16 protein-coding genes are annotated in these 20,384 nt (G+C 50.4%); 7 read left to right on the top strand and 9 right to left on the bottom strand.

What is annotated here, in order from left to right; translation table 11 throughout:
• Positions 1–44 precede the first annotated feature (44 nt).
• The gene (gene nagE / locus ABT58_RS13715; RefSeq protein ID WP_047874986.1) at positions 45–1,535 is read right to left on the bottom strand and encodes an N-acetylglucosamine-specific PTS transporter subunit IIBC; all 1,491 of its coding nucleotides are present in this window, start codon (positions 1,533–1,535) and stop codon (positions 45–47) included.
• Between the two features lie 256 nt (positions 1,536–1,791).
• On the opposite strand from nagE, the gene nagB reads away from it, so the two are divergent.
• The 5 genes from nagB to asnB all read left to right on the top strand — a co-directional run bounded on the left by nagB (position 1,792) and on the right by asnB (position 8,785).
• Positions 1,792–2,592 carry a glucosamine-6-phosphate deaminase gene (gene nagB, locus ABT58_RS13710; protein ID WP_047874985.1) on the top strand — a complete coding sequence of 267 codons (801 nt, stop codon included), beginning with the start codon at positions 1,792–1,794 and terminating at the stop codon, positions 2,590–2,592.
• 14 nt (positions 2,593–2,606) lie between these two features.
• Positions 2,607–3,743, top strand: coding sequence for an N-acetylglucosamine-6-phosphate deacetylase (nagA, locus tag ABT58_RS13705; protein WP_047874984.1), 1,137 nt, complete (start codon positions 2,607–2,609; stop codon positions 3,741–3,743).
• A 2-nt stretch (positions 3,744–3,745) separates the two neighbouring features.
• A complete protein-coding gene (gene nagC, locus ABT58_RS13700) occupies positions 3,746–4,960 on the top strand; it encodes a DNA-binding transcriptional regulator NagC (RefSeq protein ID WP_047874983.1) in 1,215 nt (404 codons plus the stop codon).
• Positions 4,961–5,113: 153 nt separating this feature from the next.
• Positions 5,114–6,736 carry a cation:proton antiporter family protein gene (locus tag ABT58_RS13695; RefSeq protein ID WP_047874982.1) on the top strand — a complete coding sequence of 541 codons (1,623 nt, stop codon included), beginning with the start codon at positions 5,114–5,116 and terminating at the stop codon, positions 6,734–6,736.
• Positions 6,737–7,108: 372 nt separating this feature from the next.
• Entirely contained in the window at positions 7,109–8,785 is a 1,677-nt protein-coding gene (gene asnB, locus ABT58_RS13690; protein WP_047874981.1) for an asparagine synthase B, read from the top strand.
• Between the two features lie 174 nt (positions 8,786–8,959).
• On the opposite strand, the gene ABT58_RS13685 is transcribed toward asnB, so the two are convergent.
• From ABT58_RS13685 to htpG, 5 genes are all read right to left on the bottom strand, one after another.
• Positions 8,960–9,496, bottom strand: coding sequence for an outer membrane beta-barrel protein (locus tag ABT58_RS13685; protein ID WP_053063094.1), 537 nt, complete (start codon positions 9,494–9,496; stop codon positions 8,960–8,962).
• 288 nt (positions 9,497–9,784) lie between these two features.
• Positions 9,785–11,089, bottom strand: a complete 1,305-nt coding sequence (locus ABT58_RS13680) for an inosine/guanosine kinase (protein WP_047874979.1) — start codon at positions 11,087–11,089, stop codon at positions 9,785–9,787.
• Positions 11,090–11,240: 151 nt separating this feature from the next.
• On the bottom strand, positions 11,241–12,236 hold the full coding sequence (gene hemH / locus ABT58_RS13675; protein ID WP_047874978.1) for a ferrochelatase: 996 nt from the start codon (positions 12,234–12,236) through the stop codon (positions 11,241–11,243).
• Between the two features lie 216 nt (positions 12,237–12,452).
• Entirely contained in the window at positions 12,453–13,097 is a 645-nt protein-coding gene (adk, locus tag ABT58_RS13670; RefSeq protein ID WP_047875201.1) for an adenylate kinase, read from the bottom strand.
• Positions 13,098–13,289: 192 nt separating this feature from the next.
• Complete coding sequence (gene htpG / locus ABT58_RS13665) at positions 13,290–15,206, bottom strand: molecular chaperone HtpG (RefSeq protein WP_047874977.1); 1,917 nt, start codon at positions 15,204–15,206, stop codon at positions 13,290–13,292.
• Between the two features lie 258 nt (positions 15,207–15,464).
• On the opposite strand from htpG, the gene ABT58_RS13660 reads away from it, so the two are divergent.
• Both ABT58_RS13660 and ABT58_RS13655 read left to right on the top strand, forming a co-directional pair.
• A complete protein-coding gene (locus ABT58_RS13660; protein ID WP_047875200.1) occupies positions 15,465–16,370 on the top strand; it encodes a winged helix-turn-helix domain-containing protein in 906 nt (301 codons plus the stop codon).
• The gene (locus ABT58_RS13655) at positions 16,361–16,909 is read left to right on the top strand and encodes a regulatory protein ToxS (RefSeq protein ID WP_047874976.1); all 549 of its coding nucleotides are present in this window, start codon (positions 16,361–16,363) and stop codon (positions 16,907–16,909) included. The genes ABT58_RS13660 and ABT58_RS13655 overlap by 10 nt, the downstream gene beginning before the upstream one ends.
• Positions 16,910–17,059: 150 nt before the next feature.
• Here ABT58_RS13655 and recR read toward each other — a convergent pair whose 3' ends face one another.
• From recR to dnaX, 3 genes are read right to left on the bottom strand one after another with little or no spacing between them, the layout of a single operon-like run.
• Entirely contained in the window at positions 17,060–17,662 is a 603-nt protein-coding gene (gene recR / locus ABT58_RS13650; RefSeq protein ID WP_047874975.1) for a recombination mediator RecR, read from the bottom strand.
• 3 nt (positions 17,663–17,665) lie between these two features.
• On the bottom strand, positions 17,666–17,995 hold the full coding sequence (locus tag ABT58_RS13645) for a YbaB/EbfC family nucleoid-associated protein (RefSeq protein WP_047874974.1): 330 nt from the start codon (positions 17,993–17,995) through the stop codon (positions 17,666–17,668).
• A 27-nt stretch (positions 17,996–18,022) separates the two neighbouring features.
• The gene (gene dnaX, locus ABT58_RS13640; protein ID WP_047874973.1) at positions 18,023–20,263 is read right to left on the bottom strand and encodes a DNA polymerase III subunit gamma/tau; all 2,241 of its coding nucleotides are present in this window, start codon (positions 20,261–20,263) and stop codon (positions 18,023–18,025) included.
• Between the last annotated feature and the right edge of the window lie 121 nt (positions 20,264–20,384).

The following is a 20,384-nucleotide window of genomic DNA, read 5'->3' as shown; positions in this document are numbered from 1 at the left end:
GAAGAAGGCCGATGTATTACGATTAATTATTTAGCGTGAAATAATTAAGGCAGTTTTACTGAAGATAGGTCTTCTGATGGAGAAACTTTCTTCATCTCACCCGCTACGATTTCAGCCAGTGGGCCAAGAATCACCTGCAGATTGTTAGAACCTAGTTTCACCACACCCATCGCACCCAGTGCTTTTAGGGTCTTCTCGTCAGCTAGGCTGCTGTCTTTCAGAGTCAGACGTAGACGCGTGATACATGCATCGATGTTTTCTAGGTTAGATACGCCACCCAGAGCTTTGATGTATTGCTTCGCTAGTTCGCCTGTTTCTTTCGCGCCTTGCACGTCAGAAGCAGTGTCGTCTAGGTCTTCACGGCCAGGAGTCTTCAGGTTGAACTTCACAATCGCAGTGCGGAAGATGAAGTAGTACAGTGCGAAGAATACTAGACCTTGAACAATCAGCATGTACCAGTTCACAGCTAGTGGGTTACGCGTTGACAAGAACAAGTCAACCAGACCCGCTGAGAAACCGAAGCCAGCCATCCACTGCATGCTTGCTGCGATGTATACAGAGATACCAGCAAGGAATGCGTGAACAACGTATAGGCCAGGTGCTAGGAACATGAATGAGAATTCTAGCGGCTCAGTTACACCGGTGAAGAACGATGCGAAACCTGCTGCGATCATGATAGAAGCAACTTTTTCTTTGTTCTCTGGCTTAGCAGTGTGGTAGATAGCCAGTGCTGCACCTGGTAGACCGAACATCATGATTGGGAAGAAGCCCGCCTGGTACATACCTGTTACACCAACAGTTGCTGTACCTTCAGCGATAGACTTCGCGCCACCTAGGAAGTTAGGGATATCGTTAATACCTGCAACGTCAAACCAGAACACTGAGTTCAATGCGTGGTGCAGACCAACAGGGATCAATAGACGGTTGAAGAACGCGTAAACACCCGCACCCAACTCACCCATACCTTGGATACCTTCACCGAAGCTCACTAGACCGTTGTAAACACTTGGCCAAACGTACATCAGTACAAAAGAAACCAGAATAGCGGCAAATGAAGTTAGGATAGGTACTAGACGCTTACCAGAGAAGAACGCTAGTGCTTTGTGTAGTTCTACGTGAGAGAAGCGGTTGTACAGCTCAGCTGACATTACACCCACTAGGATACCCACGAACTGGTTTTGGATCTTGCCGAATGCAGCAGGTACTGCGCTTGGGTCGATACCTTGAATTTGAGCAACCGCACCTGGAGACAGTAGCGTAGTCACTACGTACATACCTACCAGACCGGCTAGCGCTGCAGCACCGTCTTTGTCTTTAGACATACCGTAGGCAACACCTACTGCGAATAGCCAAGACATGTTGTCGATGATTGCCGCACCCGCTTTGATGAAGAAGGCAGCAAGGATGTTATTCGCACCCCAACCTGTTGGGTCAATGAAGTAACCCACACCCATCAGGATCGCTGCTGCTGGCAACGTCGCTACCGGCACCATCAGTGCCTTACCTATTTTTTGCATATATCCAAGAATGTTCACCCTTAGTTCCCCCTATGGTTTTCTTAGACGCGATGTTGAGTCACTTTTTTTAGTCACTCGATTAAGTTATTTGCAGTTTAAGAAATTAATTTCGCCCCGCAAATTAAAAGGTCATCATTTGTGATCTTTATCACCTGTAAGGGTAATAAACAGGCGATTTTGCTAGCTCGATCATAAAACTTATTTTATTATCCAAAACAAAGGCGATAACACGCTAAGATTTTCCCGTATTTTAAACTTGGAATGAGGTGTCACCGTGAGACTAATCCCACTCAATGAAGCTAAAGATGTAGGTTTGTGGTCTGCTCGCTATATTGCTGATCGTATTAACAAATTTGAGCCAACTGCCGAGCGTCCATTCGTGCTAGGCTTGCCAACCGGTGGCACTCCACTAGCGACCTACAAGCGTCTTATCGAGCTTTATCAAGCAGGTGAAGTAAGTTTCAAACACGTTGTGACTTTTAACATGGATGAATACATCGGCATTCCTGCTGATCACCCTGAGTCATACCGTAGCTTCATGTATAACAACTTCTTCAATCACATTGATATTCAAGAAGAAAACATCAACCTTCTGAACGGCAACGCAGAAGATCACGTGGCAGAATGTCAGCGTTACGAAGACAAAATTAAGTCTTACGGCCGCATCAACCTGTTCATGGGTGGCGTGGGTAACGACGGTCACATCGCGTTCAACGAGCCGGCTTCTTCTCTGGCTTCTCGTACTCGTATCAAGACGCTAACTGAAGATACACGTATCGCGAACTCTCGTTTCTTCGACGGCGACATGAACCAAGTACCTAAGTACGCACTGACTATCGGTGTGGGTACACTGCTTGATTCTGAAGAAATCATGATCCTGGTTACAGGTCACAACAAAGCATTGGCACTAGAAGCCGCTGTTGAAGGTTCAGTGAACCACCTATGGACAGTATCTGCCCTGCAGCTACACCCTAAATCACTGATCGTTTGTGACGAGCCTTCTACTCAAGAGCTAAAAGTGAAGACAGTTAAGTACTTCCAAGAGCTAGAAGCAAAGAACATTTCGCACCTGTAACGAAGGATTGATCCATGTACGCACTGACCAACTGCCGTATTTTTACCGGTAGCGATGTGCTGAATAACTACGCCGTCATTATTGACGGCGTCAACATTCATGCCGTATGCCCTGTGGCTGAGCTACCTGCTGACATTGAAACTCGTGACCTTGACGGTGCCAATCTGGTACCGGGCTTCATCGACCTACAGCTAAATGGCTGTGGTGGCGTGATGTTCAACGACGAAATCAATGCCGACACAATTCACACCATGCACCGTGCCAACCTGAAATCAGGTTGTACCAGCTTCCTGCCTACGCTGATCACCTCTTCTGACGAAGACATGAAGGCGGCGATTGTCGCACAGCGTGAGTACCAAGCCAAATACCAAAACCAGTCACTGGGTCTGCACCTTGAAGGTCCTTACCTGAACGTGATGAAAAAAGGTATTCACTCGGTTGATCACATTCGTCGCTCTGATGACAACATGATCAACACCATCTGTGAAAACGCGGATGTCGTGACCAAAGTGACGCTGGCGCCTGAGCAAAACCCACACGCCCACATCGAGCAACTGGTTGACGCCGGTATCGTTGTCTCTGCAGGTCACACCAACGCAACCTACGTGGAAGCACGTGAAGGCTTTGCTGCTGGTATCACTTTCGCGACGCACCTGTTCAATGCCATGACCCCAATCGCGGGCCGTGAACCAGGTATGGTCGGCGCAATTTATGATACCCCTGAGGTTTACACGGGTATTATCGCAGACGGTTTCCATGTCGATTACGCTAACATCCGTATCGCTCACCGTATAAAAGGCGACAAACTTATTTTAGTGACTGACGCAACTGCACCTGCAGGAGCTGACATGGATCACTTTATTTTTGTCGGTAAGAAAGTATATTACCGTGATGGAAAGTGTGTGGATGAAAACGGCACACTTGGTGGTTCGGCACTCACGATGATTGAAGCAGTTCAAAACAGTGTCGAGCATGCAGGTATCGCCCTGGACGAAGCGATTCGTATGGCTACCCTTTACCCTGCTCGCGCCATTGGCGTGGACAAGACATTGGGTGCTATCAAAAAAGGCATGGTGGCTAACCTGACTATTTTTGATCGTGACTATCATGTTCGGGCGACTGTTGTTAACGGTGAATACGAGCAAAATTAATTATGACTGGCGGACAAATTGGTAATGTAGATCTGGTAAAGCAGCTGAACAGTGCAGCGGTTTACCGGCTCATTGACTTACAAGGCCCAATCTCACGTATCCAGGTTGCTGATGTGAGTCAGCTTGCGCCTGCAAGCGTTACTAAAATTACCCGCCAATTGCTAGAACGCGGCCTCATTAAAGAGGTCGCTCAGCAAGCGTCTACCGGTGGCCGACGTGCGATCTCACTGACCACAGAATCGGCCCCGTTCCATTCTATTGCGATCCGCTTGGGTCGTAACTACATCGAAATCACGCTCTATGATCTGAGCGGTAAATACATCGCCGGCACCGCCCACCCTTTCAGCTACCACAACCAACAAGTGTTGGTGGATGGCCTGCTTGAACACATTCGCCAGTTTATCAACGAACACCAAAGCGCAATGCGCGAATTAGTGGCGTTCGGTATCACCCTGCCAGGTTTGATTGACCCGGAAAAAGGCATTGTCGAATACATGCCAAACATTGAGGTCGATAACCTGCCGCTGGCGGACATCATCACCGACAAATACGGCGTAGCCTGTTTTGTGGGTAACGACATTCGTGGCCTTGCGTTGGCAGAGCACTACTTTGGTGCCAGCCGCGACTGCAAAGACTCCATTCTGGTCAGTGTGCATCACGGTACCGGTGCGGGGATCATCGTTAACGGCCAAGTCTTCTTGGGCACAAACCGCAACGTCGGCGAAATCGGCCACATCCAAATTGATCCGCTGGGCGACAAATGCCAATGCGGTAACTTTGGCTGTTTAGAAACCGTGGCCGCCGATCCGGCTATCATGCGCCATATTCAAGACTTGCTTGATCAGGGCTACCCAAGCAGCCTACAAGATCTGGAATCACTCACCATGCCGGCCATTTGTGACGCCGCCAATAAAGGTGATGAGTTAGCCAGTCAGGCCTTAATTAAGGTCGGCAATCAACTGGGCAAAGCCCTGGCGATGACCATCAATTTATTCAACCCGCAAAAAATTGTGGTGGCGGGTAACATTACCCATGCCAAAGACGTGGTGTTCCCGGCGATCCGTCGCTGCGTGGAAACCCAATCGCTGTCTACCTTTAACAAAGATCTGCCGATTGTCGTCTCTGAGCTCTACACCCAGCCAACCATTGGCGCGTTCTCGATGATTAAACGTGCCATGCTGAACGGTGTACTGCTGCAGCGCTTATTGGAAGAATAACGCGACACGATCTATTTTGTTACGGTAAGTCACTCAATTTGTAACAATTTCAAGGGGCATGTTCCGGACAGGAACATGCCCCTTATGCTATATTCCTGCATCAATGCGCAGAGGTTCCCCCCTCTCTACTCAGTAAAAGGACGTCAACCTGCAATGGAACTTGTCTACATCATCGCGGCCTTTCTGGCCGGCTTTCTTGCCCTTCGTTGCAAACTTCCCCCACTCGTCGGCTTCTTAGTCGCGGGCTTTGCACTCAACACTGCGGGTTACCAATCGACAGCAACCTTATCGACCCTTGCCGATCTCGGTGTGACCTTACTGCTGTTCTCTATCGGCCTTAAGTTAGATATTCGCACCCTGCTGGCCAAAGAGATTTGGGGCGGTGCCACACTGCACAATGTCCTCACCACCGGATTATTCACCCTTGCCCTACTGGTACTTAAACAATTAGGCATTGGCATGATGGCCGATCTGGACATCAGCCAGTTGGCCTTAATGGGCTTTGCCCTGTCCTTCTCCAGTACCGTGTTTGCCATTAAAGCCCTGCAGGAAAAAGGTGAACTCAATGCCACCTACGGCACACTGGCCATCGGTATTTTGGTCATGCAGGACATCTTTGCCGTTATCTTCCTAACCGTCTCGACCGGGAAAGTACCAGAGATCACCGCCCTCGCCTTGTTTGCGCTGCCGCTTCTACGTCCTTCTCTGTTCCGTATTCTCGACCGTGCCGGCCACGGGGAAATGTTGGTGCTGTACGGGATTTTCCTGGCACTGGTGGCCGGCTCCGGTCTGTTTGAAGCCGTCGGTATGAAAGCGGACTTGGGTGCCTTGATTGTCGGTATGATGCTGGCAGGCCACCCGAAAACCTCTGAAATGTCCAAATCCCTGTTCAATCTGAAGGAGCTGTTACTGGTCTGCTTCTTCCTCAACATTGGCCTGTCAGAGAAACCAACCTGGGACGGCTTATTCATGGCATTGATATTACTGGTACTGCTGCCGCTCAAAGGCATCCTCTACTACGTGATCTTCAATCTGTTCCGTTACCGTGTACGTACCTCACTGCTGGGTACCCTGACCCTGTTTAATTACAGTGAGTTTGGCCTGATTGTGGGCGGACTGGCCTATAACATGGGTATGCTGCCGGGCAGTTTTCTGGTGGCCATCGCCATTGCGGTCTCGCTGTCGTTCCTGATCGCCGCTCCGCTCAACAGTCTCGGCCATCGTCTCTACAAAGATGCCGCCAAATGGCTGAAAGAATTTGAACCTGATCGCCTGAACCCGAACGATCGCTTAATCGACTTGGGCGATAAGAAAGTGCTGATCTTAGGCATGGGCCGTATCGGCAGCGGCGCGTACGATGAATTGGTCAGCCGTTACGGCGAACAAGTGATCGGGATTGAAACCCGTGAAGAGTCCGTGGCCTTACACCGTGAGCAAGGCCGCTGCGTGATCCACGGCGATGCTACCGACCCCGATTTCTGGGCACGGGTGATATCCAAACACAACACACAGCTTATTTTGCTCGCCATGCCACACAGTCAGGCCAACAGCTTTGCCCTTGAGCAAATCCGTGAGCGTCACTATAAAGGTCAAATTGCCGCCATTGCCAAGTATGAAGATGATGAAGACGCCCTGTACGCCCTTGGAGTGGATGCCGCTTTCAATATCTACAACGAAGCAGGCAGTGGATTTGCCCGCCACGTGTGTGATCACCTGATCCCGAATATTCAGCCGTTACACTGCCAATCGGCAAAAATACCGGCCACTAAGATCTAAACGGACTGACCGGGTCGCAGCTTATAACGGCAACTTATGACTCGGTATCCCCCCATGGCGGTCATTTTCTTCACGCCCCCTCACCTCAACGGCAGCTTCGGCTGCCGTTTGTTTTTCTGCGTAAAAAACCGACCTACCATAGAAAATATTCAGTTAAATCTAGATTTATTAAATAATATTCATCGCAAAGCCTCTTTGTATATTGAATTGCGGTTTTTGGTTGCATTTCATTGTTGGATACGCAATTTTAACAAACAAGGAAACGGTGAGTCTGTTGTGGCCAAGTTGTATCTGTTTACAACCCTTTTTCAGCCACATGCTGTCAGCCACCACAGTGAGCCATTCATAATCATAACGTTTGGGGTAGGAAGTATGTGTTCAGTATTTGGCATCTTAGACATCAAGAGTGATGCAACCGCATTACGCGCTACCGCGCTGGAAATGTCGAAAAAAATGCGTCATCGCGGTCCGGATTGGTCCGGTATCTATTCATCTGACAAAGCCATTTTGGTGCATGAGCGCCTTGCGATTGTCGATCTGAACAGCGGTGAGCAGCCACTGTATAACGCTGATAAGAGCCATGTGTTGGCCGTCAATGGTGAGATCTACAATCACAAAGAACTCCGCGCCGAGTTTGCACCCGATTACCCGTTTCAGACCGAATCTGACTGTGAAATCATTCTGGCGCTGTACAAAGAAAAAGGCCCTGAGCTGCTGGATTACCTGAACGGTATCTTCGGTTTCATTCTGTATGACGAGCAAGAAGACGCTTACCTGATCGGTCGCGATCATATCGGTATCATTCCGCTGTATCACGGCTATGACGAGCACGGTAACTACTACGTCGCCTCAGAAATGAAAGCCCTAGTGCCTGTGTGTAAGAGCATCAGTGAATTTCCTCCGGGCCATTTCCTGTGGAGTAAAGCGGGTGAACCCGTGCGTTACTACAAGCGTGACTGGATGGAATTTGACACGGTGGCCGACGCCCAGACCGATAAAGTGGCGCTGACTGATGCCCTTGAAGGTGCGGTAAAACGCCAGTTGATGACTGACGTGCCTTACGGTGTGTTACTGTCTGGCGGTCTGGATTCCTCGGTGATCTCTGCCATTACCAAGAAATTTGCCGCCCGTCGTATTGAAGATGACGAGCAATCACAAGCCTGGTGGCCAACCCTGCACTCTTTTGCCATTGGTTTAGAAGGTGCACCAGATCTGAAAGCCGCCAAGAAAGTGGCTGACCATATTGGTACCGTTCACCATGAACTGACGTACACCGTACAAGAAGGCTTGGATGCAATCCGTGATGTGATTTACCACATCGAAACCTATGATGTGACCACCATCCGAGCCTCCACACCGATGTACCTGATGTCACGTAAGATCCGTGCGATGGGGATCAAAATGGTGCTCTCTGGTGAAGGCGCGGACGAAGTCTTTGGTGGCTACCTGTACTTCCACAAAGCACCGAATGCCAAAGAGTTCCACGAAGAAACCGTACGTAAGCTACTGGCACTGAACATGTTTGACTGTGCCCGTGCCAACAAATCCATGGCAGCTTGGGGGATTGAAGCCCGCGTACCTTTCTTGGATAAAGAGTTCTTGGAAGTGGCGATGCGCCTGAACCCTGAAGACAAGATGTGTGGCAACGGCAAGATGGAAAAACACATTCTACGTGAATGCTTTGGCCATTACCTGCCAGAATCTGTGGCATGGCGTCAAAAAGAGCAATTCTCTGATGGTGTGGGCTACAGCTGGATTGATACGTTGAAAGACGTGGCGGCAGAGAAAGTCTCTGATCAGCAATTGGAAACGGCTAAGTTCCGCTTCCCGTACAACACGCCAACCACCAAAGAAGCGTATGTGTACCGTGAGATCTTTGAAGAGCTGTTCCCATTGGAAGACGCAGCAAAATGTGTACCGGGCGGCCCGTCTATCGCCTGCTCCAGTGCCAAAGCGATTGAGTGGGACGAGAGCTTTAAAAACAGTGCCGACCCTTCAGGCCGTGCGGTAGCCGCGGTGCACAACGAAGCATACGCAGCCGGCAAATAACATGCAGTGAAATGCGAACTGACTGAATTTACGACTGTCTTAACGACGTGTAGAAAGCACTCTGACAAACAGAGGCAACAATAAAAAGTACAGAAAGTACGAACAACAACATCACTAACGACAAACAGCGAGTGCCTAGGCCCTCGCTGTTTTTTTATGCGTCATAGGATGCGATTAAAAGTAGAAACGGGTACCAAACACAAAACGCGTGAAGCTGTCTTCCAGCCCGTCTTTGCTGACATTGATATCATCGGTTGAGATGTTGTAGTTCACCTCTGCACTGATGGCGACATGCGGGTTAATGAAATACTTCACCCCGCCGGACAGTTTGATGTTTAGTGCGGTCACGTCTTCCACATCAAAATCCAAATCGTCACCATCACCCGACAGGTTCGCTAACTGTGCGGCAGCCCCAAGGTACGGCACCCAGTTCGAGGTATTGGTGAAGTTGTATTCGGTGAAACCACCAAACTGGAATTGTTTGTTGCTGTCACTCATGCTGACATCCAGCACCGCACCAATTTCCCAGTCATCGTAGATGAAGTACCCATACGAGGTATTTAAGACAAACAAATAGTCATCGACGTAATCCAGATCGAGACTCCCCTGCAAACCAAACTCTTGCGTCCCTTCAGGCAAATCCACACCTGCCCAAAGTGCCGGCGAAAACATCATCCCAGCTAATGCGATTGCCACTGCATTTTTCTTCATATTCTTCTCCATGTCCTTATTGATGTAGCAAAATAAGCGTAGATGCGGAAAAGGTATTTTTCTAACTATTGGCAGGACAAATAATTACTTTTTTTTGCTAAAACGATCACAAGAAGAGCAAAAAAACACATGCAGGGGGAACGAGGAAAAGCAAGAAAGAAGAGAGGAAAACGTGACTTTGCCGCACTTCGCATACAGAAATGCCAACCAATAGACATAAAAAAAGAGAGCCACAATGGGCTCTCTTTCACGGTATACCTTGTGTCGCGGAACAAGCCGCCGGGCGAATTAACGCTCCCAGTATGCCTCTTCCAGGCTGTCTTCACGCTCAGGCAGACCACGAGACAAACGTGGTGAGTGCTGTGCCAGTACTTCGTAACTTACACGGTTCGAGTACAGACAGATCTGAGAGAATGAAGAGTACGTCAGGAAGTCAAACTGATGCTTGCTCGACTTTGGCACGTTCTCGCGGTGGTAACGATTTGCAGACATGTCGTGCAGCAGTGCAGACAACGCACCGTCACCGGCACCGTTGGTGTTCTTGATACGCTCAGGACCACCCATGTACGGTGAAATGTGTGAGTACACTTTAATCGGTGTCGTACAGTCTGCTTTTAGCATCGGACGGCTGAATTCGTAGCGGTTAAACTCAGGAATGTCACCTGGTAGCAGGTGCAGACTGGTTTCACGCTTCGCTTCATCTTCGGTGTAACCGGCGGTGTACAGACCCACAGGGCCTGCCGTGCACAGTACCAAATCAACCCACTCAAGGGTCTGCTCAGACGCCAATAGCGGATCACTTTCACCGGTTAGGGCTTCAGCCTCGTCTTCGTTCATCGCAACCACAGTCACGTGATCACGCAAGAAGTCACGCCACCACTGTGGATCGTCTTCAATCACGAACTTGGTACCCAGTGTCAGTACCACTGGCACGTCGTATTTTTTCGCGTATTCGATCGCTTTCATGGTCGCTGCAGGCATTGGGTCGCCTTCTTTACAACGAACCAAGTAAGCCGTCAGTACCAATGCCGACGCACTTTCAAACACCGCTTCAGGGATGCTTGATGGGTCTAGCTGGTTCATACGCCCTTCGTTGATCGCAAACGTACGCTCACCTTCTTTCGAGATCAGCGCGAAACAACGACCAATTGGACCTTCTACCGGTTGCAGGTAGTTCATGTCCATACGGCTTGATGTGTTACACAGGTAACGGTATGCGTAGCTACCGATCTCAATGTCTTTACTCATCACGCCCAATAGCACGGACTTGTCATCAGCCAGTACAGAGTAGTTGTGCAGTGTGTTACCGATCGTACCACCTGCAAACTCATGGCTGATCAGATCATTCTCTTTCAGCTCTTGGTACAGTGCTTCAGCTTTTTCATCAGTGATCACCAATGAATGGCCTTTGCTCAGCCCATAGCGCTCCAGGAATTCATCATCCACACAAGCTTCAATATCAACCAAAGTCTGATCAATACCGACAATGTGCGTGCGTGTTAGTCGCTTTTCTTGCTTGGTTTGACTAATAAGTGGATCACGAGCATGTACTGGGAAGTAATGCTTGGATTTGCGTTGGCCTGGAAATTTCATGTCAATGCGCTGTCAGTTGAGAAATTTTTGCGAATTCTATCACAGAATATAGAACAGAAAAGCAAAAGCTCTCATCGAGAATGAGAGCTTAAATGCCAAATTCGCCGTTTACGGGACACTTTTAGGTAATTTGTCCCGTCTTCACAAACGGTTACCAGCCTTGGGTATGCTGTTCTACCAGTTGAGCCATCAGGGCAATATGTGCCGGATCATCGTTCAAACACGGGATCAGATTTAAGCGCTCGCCCCCTGCTGCCAGGAAGACCGCTTTGCATTCTTCGGCGATTTCTTCCAGCGTTTCCAAACAGTCCACCGAGAAAGCCGGGCAAATCACATCCAAGCGTTTAATGCCTTTTTCTGCCAGTGCTTTGATGGTGCCTTCGGTGTACGGTTTCAGCCATTCTTCACGGCCGAAAATAGACTGATAGCTCATGCTCATTTTATCCTGAGGCAAGGCCAGTTTTTCCGCCAATAACGCCGTGGTACCGCTACAGTGCTCCGGATACGGATCGCCATTATCCGCGTAGCGCTTCGGGATCCCGTGGTAAGAACACAGCAGGTAATCCGGCTCACCGTGCTCCGCCCAGAATGCACTCACCGACCCCGCCAACGCTTCAATGTAAGCCGGGTGGTCAAAATACTGATTCACAAAACGCAACTCTGGAATATCCGCTTGTGCTTTAAGCACCTTGGCGACCTTATCAAACACCGCCGCCGTGGTGGTGCGCGAATACTGCGGGTACAGCGGCAACACCAACACTTTTTCACAGCCTTGCGCTTTTAGCGCGGCTAAGCCAGAAGCAATACTCGGATTGCCGTAAGTCATCCCCAGCTCGACAGGCACATCCAGCATCTGAGCTAATTGCTGCTGCTGACGTTTTGAGTACACCATCAATGGTGATCCCTCATCCATCCACACCGCCTGATACAGTTTGGCGACTTTCGGGGAACGCACCGGCAAAATCACCCCGTGCAGCAGTGGACACCATAACCAGCGGGTCATATCCACCACACGCTGATCATGTAAAAATTCAGACAAAAAGCGCTTCACGCCAGCAGGTGTGGCTTCATCCGGCGTTCCCAGATTCACCAGTAATACGCCGTATTGCGCACGGTCGGTCGTCGTTGTTGGGCTTTGTTCGCTCATAGCATCCTTCATACGTCAAGCCGGCACCTTGTCGTGCCCACTGTATCAGTTTCTTATCAGTCAGTTATATCACATCGCCCTGTTTGCTCAAGGCTTATTCGGCTGTTTGCTTTATACCCGACCACTTCCCCATTCGATCAAAAAAAACGGGGTGATCGTTACCGATCACCCCGTTCATATGGGTTGCAACATTGCGCGAAGGCAATGGAACAATAATTAAGCCAGTGCTTTTTCTAGCTCTGCGCTTACAACTGCAACAGGCTGAGTACCGTCGAATTTCAGGTACTTGGTGTTGCCCGCTTCTGCTTCTTTACCGTAGTAAGCGATTAGCGGTGCAGTTTGGCTGTGGTATACGCCTAGACGTGCACGTACGGTTTCTTCTTTGTCATCTTCACGGATCACAAGATCTTCACCGGTTACGTCATCTTTACCTTCAACCTTTGGTGGGTTGTAGATAGCGTGGTAAGTACGGCCAGATGGTAGGTGTGCACGACGACCCGCCATACGCTCAACGATCACATCGTCAGCCACGTCGAACTCGATCACGTAATCCACTTCTACGCCGATTTCTTTCAGGCCGTCAGCCTGAGGGATCGTACGTGGGAAACCGTCTAGTAGGAAGCCTTTAGCACAATCGTCTTCAGCGATACGCTCTTTAACCAGACCAAGGATGATGTCGTCAGACACTAGCTGGCCAGCATCGATAACGGATTTTGCTTGTTTGCCTAGCTCAGTACCAGCTTTGATTGCTGCACGTAGCATGTCACCGGTTGAAATTTGTGGAATACCAAATTTCTCCATGATGAATTGTGCCTGAGTACCTTTACCTGCACCTGGAGCGCCCAGAAGAATGATGCGCATCTTGATCCCCTTAAGTTTGAATGGCGTTTCAACCATTTTTAAAAAATGGAAAATACACTGATTAGCGTTACGTCGCAAGCCTGACACCGCTGTCTTCATGCGGTCAACCCAAGATTTCACGCTGTATCAGCATACATTTAGAGCAATATTGAAGGCGATTAGACCTTAGTCCCACCGCCTTCATCATTTGGCTTACGCCAATAGTTTATTGACGGCTGCCAAGAACTGGGATGGATCGTCCATGCTGCCTTTTTCTGCCAGCATCGCCTGACCCAACAACATTTCTACCCAACGGCCAAACACTTCTTCGTCCGCTTCATCTGCCATCTTAGTGATCAAGGCGTGCTCAGGGTTCAGCTCAAAGATGTACTTCACTTCCGGTGCGTCATGACCTGCTGCGGCCAGCAGTTTCGCCATCTGCGTCCCCATCTCGTTCTCGTCTGTCACAACAACCGCTGGGGTGTCTTTCAGCTTGAACGTGGTACGAACATCTTTCACACGATCGCCCAAGTAGGCTTTCGTGCGCTCAACCACAGATTGGAACGCTTCTTCAGTTTCTTTGTGCTTTTCTTTTTCTGCGTCGTCTTCAAACGCCGACAGATCCAGATCCGCTTTGGTGATCGCCTGGAAGGCTTTACCTTCAAACTCAGGCAGGTGACCCATCAACCACTCGTCGATGCGATCGTGCATCAGGATCACTTCCAAGCCTTTAGCACGGAACTGCTCAAGGTGCGGGCTGTTCTTCGCCGCCGTGAAGCTGTCTGCCGTCAGGAAGTAAATCTTCTCTTGGCCTTCTTTCATACGCGACACGTAGTCCGTCAGTGACACCGTTTGCTCAAGGGTTTCCGCATGGGTCGAGCTAAAGCGCAACAGCTTGGCGATTTTCTCGCGGTTCGCGAAATCTTCCACCGGGCCTTCTTTTAGCACTTGGCCAAATTCATTCCACAGGGTCTGGTATTTTTCTGCGTCATTGTTCGCCAAACGCTCCATCATGGTCAATGCGCGTTTGGTACAGGCTTTACGCAGTGACTGCGTCACTTTGTTGTCCTGCAGAATTTCACGGGAGACGTTCAGAGGCAGATCGTTTGAGTCAATCAAACCGCGCATGAAACGCAGGTAAGACGGCATGAACTGCTCCGCGTCATCCATGATGAATACGCGTTGTACGTACAGTTTCAGGCCATGCTTGCTGTCACGGTTGTACAGATCCCACGGTGCTTTGGATGGGATGTACAGCAAGCTGGTGTAGTCCTGCTTACCTTCAACACGGTTGTGGCTCCACGTCAGTGGCTCAGCAAAGTCATGAGACACATGCTTGTAGAACTCTTTGTATTCTTCTTCGCTGATGTCCGACTTGTTGCGCGTCCACAGGGCTTGTGCCTTGTTGATTTGCTCCCACTTACGGCCGGTTTCTTTGCCTTCTTCATCGCGTTCGATGGTTTGGATCTGCACCGGAATGCCGATGTGATCAGAATACTTACTGATGATGTCGCGCAGACGGTATTCGCTCAGGAACTCTTTGTCGTCTTCACGCAGGTGCAGAATGATTTCCGTACCACGGCTGGCTTTTTCGATATCTTCGACGGTGTAATCACCTTCACCCGCTGATTGCCATGACACGGCCTGATCCGCCGGTACGCCCGCTGCACGGGTGTTCACCGTCACTGAATCCGCCACGATAAAAGCAGAATAGAAGCCCACACCGAACTGGCCGATCAGCTGAGAATCTTTGGTTTCTTCTTCGCTCAGTTTGGCAAAGAAATCTTTGGTACCGGATTTTGCGATAGTACCCAGATGTTCAATCACGTCTTCACGGGTCATACCGATCCCGTTATCCGAAATGGTCAGCGTGCCGGCTTGCTCATTGAAAGACAGCTTCACACCCAATTCGGCATCGTTCTCGTACAAATCAGGTTGTGACAGCGCACGGAAACGTAGCTTATCGGCGGCATCTGAAGCGTTTGAAATTAACTCACGTAAGAAAATCTCTTTATTCGAGTAAAGAGAATGGATCATCAACTGAAGCAGTTGCTTCACTTCAGACTGAAAGCCACGGGTTTCTTTATTGTTGTGGGTTTCTTGATCGTTGTGGATAGTTTGCTCGCTCATTTCAACTCCGAAACAGGACACGTAAACAGACGAAGGAAGGCGTGTCGTCACGCTCGGCAGCCACTCCGGCCGCGCTTCCTTTTTTCATTACCCATAGAGATAAGGGCGATACCAACAAATTCAACCTCAAACCGTACTTTTATATGGTTTATATTTTTTAAAGGTATTTTTTGAGGTGTTTTTTATTTTTTTATATTCAGAAGGGATTCAGGCTGGACGTGCTATATATCGTCTCGCGTAATGCTCAAAGGCTCTATTATGAACACAAATGAACACAAATTTTTGATTGGTCAGCGCTTTGTCTTTATCCCCCATGACAACAGCCTGATTGACCAGTTTGAAGATGATGAAATCACACGCCTTGGCAGCAATGAAAGCCGTGCTCTGGGTTTGCTGATCGACGCGGAAGGTACCATTGTCACTCGTACTCGCCTGCACGACTACGTCTGGCGCGAGCAGGGTTTTGAGGTGGATGATTCCAGCCTGACTCAAGCGATCTCGACACTGCGTAAAGCACTGAAAGATTCCACTAAATCCCCTGAATTTATCAAAACCGTCCCTAAGCGCGGCTATCAGTTAATTGCGCCGGTGGAAGCGATTGTCAACACGCCTTGCGCTCAAGTCCCGTCGACCACAGACGCCGACGCCGATATGGATGCACCGACCTCGGCAGAGACCACAGATTGCCAGAATGAGACGCACAGCGCGGTAAATGCGACGCATACGCCGACTCGTGCGGCCGTCCATTTTGCTACATCGCGCCATACAGAACACCCGCAGGGCGCGTCAACTCCGGCCTCGCGCACTTGGTTCTTTGGCTCTGTCATCGCATTACTGATCGCCTTTATTCTGCCAATTTGGGTCAACCAAGCGCTGCCGCCAAAATCAGCGGCCTTTACGCCGATCCTTCAAGTGGAAGAGGTACCGATCCTGGTGCCGATCAGTAACCCGGATTTAACGCCTTGGCAGCCGTTGATCACCCAGTGCGTGGAACGCTATATCGCTCACCACCCGGATGACAAACGTCCTATCGAAGTGATTGCCACTGGCGGCCAGAACAGCCAGATTTGGCTCAACTATGTACATTCAAGCCAACGTCCCAGTGAGAACGTGACCTTACGCCTGTTAACCAGCCAAAAGGACAATACCACCATATGTCAGTAACTTCTCACACCCCGTCAATGCTGAGTCGTCTGGGCCGCTACATCGCCTTTATTGCGCTGGCCCTGTCTGTCGTATTCAGTAGCTGGCTGTATTTTTCTGGTGACTACAAGCAGTCACAGTTGTTGATGTCAAAAGAGTGGCAAAGCATCAGCACCAGCCACATTGAAGCAACCGAACTGGAAGATTTGGGTATGCTGCGCCGCGTGGAGCAAAACAGCCATGTGGTGTACCTGCCAAACCACACCTATTCCCGCATTACGCTGGTGAACCTGTACAGTGACGAGGAAAAACCGCTGACTCTGCACATGTCGGAGTCCGGCCAATGGGATATCAGTGGCGGCTACCTGTTAACCGAGCCGCTGGAGTTTAAAGACATCACCTCAGGGCAAAACCAGGACTTCAAACCAGAGCATCTGGCCATTATCAAACAGATCTATCGCATGGATGCCCAGCAAAGCCGTCGTATCGATATATTGAATGAGAAAGCGATTTTGCTGACCAGTTTGACCTATGGTTCCAACATCCTGTTTGCGCTGTAACCTCGCCAAGCAAACCGATCGGAGACACGTTCAGAACGGTCAATACTGGCTGAGACCCATAAAGCGCAGATAAAAAAATACCCATGCCGACCTCGGTCAGTATGGGTATTTTTGTATTTTGCCTGACGATAACGACGTTTACCGTGGCCATCAGTACAACTTTTGTCGCCCTGCCAAAGAGTGCGACAAGGTTGTGCCGTCCACCAGCTCCAGCTCACCGCCCACAGGCACACCGTGTGCGATACGCGTCGCCGGAATGTCGTATTCACTGCACAGCTCGGCAATATAGTGCGCTGTGGCTTCCCCTTCTACTGTCGGGTTGGTCGCCAAAATCAACTCACTCATCGCTTCGCTCTGCATACGAAATTCCAACGTATCCAAACCGATATCCGACGGGCCAATGCCATCAAGCGGTGACAGGTGCCCCATCAACACGAAGTAACGACCGGAAAACTGGCCGGTGGATTCAACCGCTACGATATCTGCCGGGCTTTCCACCACGCAGATCTGACCATTTTCCTGACGACGCGGATTGGCACAAATGGCACACACGTCTTCTTCGGTGAAGGTACGGCAATCACGGCAGTGGCCAATCTCTGTCATGGCCTTATTCAGTGCGTCTGCTAGTTGCAGGCCGCCCTGACGATTGCGCTGTAACAAACTGAAGGCCATACGCTGTGCTGACTTGGGGCCAACCCCAGGCAGACAACGTAAGGCCTCCATCAATTGTTCCAGTAAGTGACTGGTACGCATTAATTAGAATGGCATTTTAAAGCCAGCTGGCAGGTTCATACCGCCAGTTACGCTTGCCATTTTTTCTTTCTGCGCTTCTTCGATGCGACGAGCAGCGTCGTTGAAAGCCGCAGCAATCAAGTCTTCTAGCATGTCTTTGTCGTCTTCCATCAGGCTGTCGTCGATGTCAACGCGACGTACACTGTGGCTACCAGTTAGAGTCACTTTGACCAGGCCAGCACCAGACTCGCCAGTCACTTCCATATTTGCGATCTCTTCCTGCATCTTCTGCATGCGCTCTTGCATCTGCTGCGCCTGCTTCATCATGTTAGCCATACCGCCTTTACCAAACATATCTTCTCTCTCTGTGGTCTGGTTAATTTATAAGGGTCTTACGCTTTCTTCATCCAGTACAGCGGCAAAACGCTGACAAATAAAGTTCACGTTAGGATCGGCCTGCAAACTTTGCTTGGCCAGTTCCAATTTTTCCTGATAAAGCGCCTCTCGCCATTCTAACGGCGAGCGCCCTTCATCACTCAATACGATGTCTAGCGACACCGGCTCATTCAAACGATCAGCCAGTGCGATTTCTAACTGTTCACGGGCTTTCGGGGTATCTAAATGCTTCTGCGACGGACGCAAATGCAACGTCACCGCCCCGCCGTTACGGGTAAACGATGAATTCAAGGCCAGCTGCTGAACCATACGGCCCACTTCCAGCTGGGTCACCCAATCCGACCAACTATCCTGTTTTGCCGCTTCATTGACAAGCACTTTCACCATCTCAGGTGTCTTTTCATGCTCCAACGCTTGTTTCAGTTTGGTCGGGGCGACAGCTTGTGCCTCACCCGCTTGTGGCGCAACCGTTGGGCGCCACTGGTATTCTTCCGGGGTCGCCGGTGTGTCTGACGTAGAAGGCGCACCTGAAGTGCCCGGTACCGACATCGCTGGCGGCGTGAAGCTTGAGCCGTTTTGCTTACTCGCAATACGATCTAACACGCTGGATGCGACTTTTTTCGTCTGTACCGGTTCAGCCTTTTTTCCGTGCGACGGTTCATTGCCATCACGTTTGGTTTGACTGCGCAGCTTATTGCGCGCCGCAAGTAGCCCGGATGCCGCTGACGGTGCTGCCGGTTGCGGCGCAGCTTGTTGTGCTGGCTGCGACGGCACAGCTTGTGACTGAACAGGCTGTCCGTAATCGTGCTGCGGGTATGTTGACGGCTGGGCCGACATACCTTGAGACGGCATCCCGTGCGCCTGCGGTGTAGATTGTCCCATCGTAGATTGTCCCGTTGCAGGCTGCTCACCGTACGCCTGTTGTACCGGTGCGTACTGCTGCCCCTGCTGTTGAGGAGACGATGGTTGTGCTTGCGGCATCGCCGCTTGTTGCTGAGGCTGCTGCATTTGCGCTTTCAGTGCCTGCACACGCTCAATGCCTTGTGGCGCGCCGCTCTGTGGCAAAGAAGACGTTGAAGGCGCAGGCGAAGCCGGTTGTGTGGCAGGCACCGCGATAGGCTGAGGGGCCATCGCAGAGACCGAGACCGGACGGAACGCCAACATGCGCAGCAGTACCATTTCTAAGCCGGTACGACCATCAGGGGCAAACGCCAAATCCTGACGACCTTGCAGGGCAATCTGGTAACACAACTGCACTTCTTGCGGCGAGACAGATTGGCTCAGCGCCACAATACGCTCGGCATCTGGCGCACTCTCATCCAGTGAAGCCGGTAACGCTTGATGCATGGCTACGCGGTGCAATTGTGCCGCTAATTCACGCAACAAACTGTCCCATTCCACACCAATGCCGGCCAACTCTTCCAAACAAGCCATCGCTGGCTCTGCCGTGCCTTGAGCTACCGCTTCCAGCAGGTATAACGCTTGCTCGGTATTGAGTGTCCCCAACATGGTAGAGACTGCATCCGCCTGCACTTGGCCATTACCCAATGCAATCGCCTGATCTGTCAGGCTCAATGCATCACGCATTGACCCTTCTGCCGCGCGGGCTAACAAGCTTAATGCACGAGGTTCAAAGCTCACCTGCTCTTCGGTCAGTACATGCTCTAGCTGGGTTTGGATCTGGGTATTGTCCAGATGCTTAAGATGAAACTGCAGACAGCGCGACAAAATGGTCACGGGCAGTTTCTGAGGATCCGTGGTCGCCAGAATAAACTTCACGTATTCCGGCGGCTCTTCAAGGGTTTTCAGCAAGGCGTTAAAGCTGTGACGAGACAACATGTGCACTTCGTCAATCAGGTACACTTTGAAACGGCCACGCGCCGGTTTGTACTGCACGTTATCGAGCAGATCACGGGTGTCTTCTACCTTGGTGCGTGACGCCGCATCGATCTCTAACAGATCAACAAAACGGCCTTCGTCGATTTCACGACATGTTTCACACTGACCACACGGTGACGCCGTGATACCTTGCTCACAGTTCAAGCCTTTGGCAAAAATACGGGCGATGGTGGTTTTACCCACTCCTCGCGTGCCACTGAATAAATAGGCGTGATGGAGACGATTGTGAGCCAACGCATTGGCTAATGCCGTTAAGACGTGGGATTGTCCCACCACATCGTCAAACTGGTGCGGGCGCCATTTACGAGCCAGAACCTGATAACTCATGTTAACTAACCTTACAGAATCAAGAACTCAATGCTAGCACAGGGAGGATCTTTGAGCGAGAGGACGCGGTGTTGAGCGCCCAATGATTAGCCAGCCGCCTGCGGTACGCAATCAGACTGGC

The organism is Photobacterium aphoticum (assembly GCF_001029435.1).
GTDB lineage: Bacteria > Pseudomonadota > Gammaproteobacteria > Enterobacterales > Vibrionaceae > Photobacterium > Photobacterium aphoticum.
Note: the sequence above shows the minus strand (reverse complement) of the source record. Positions and strands in the feature narration are given on the sequence as shown.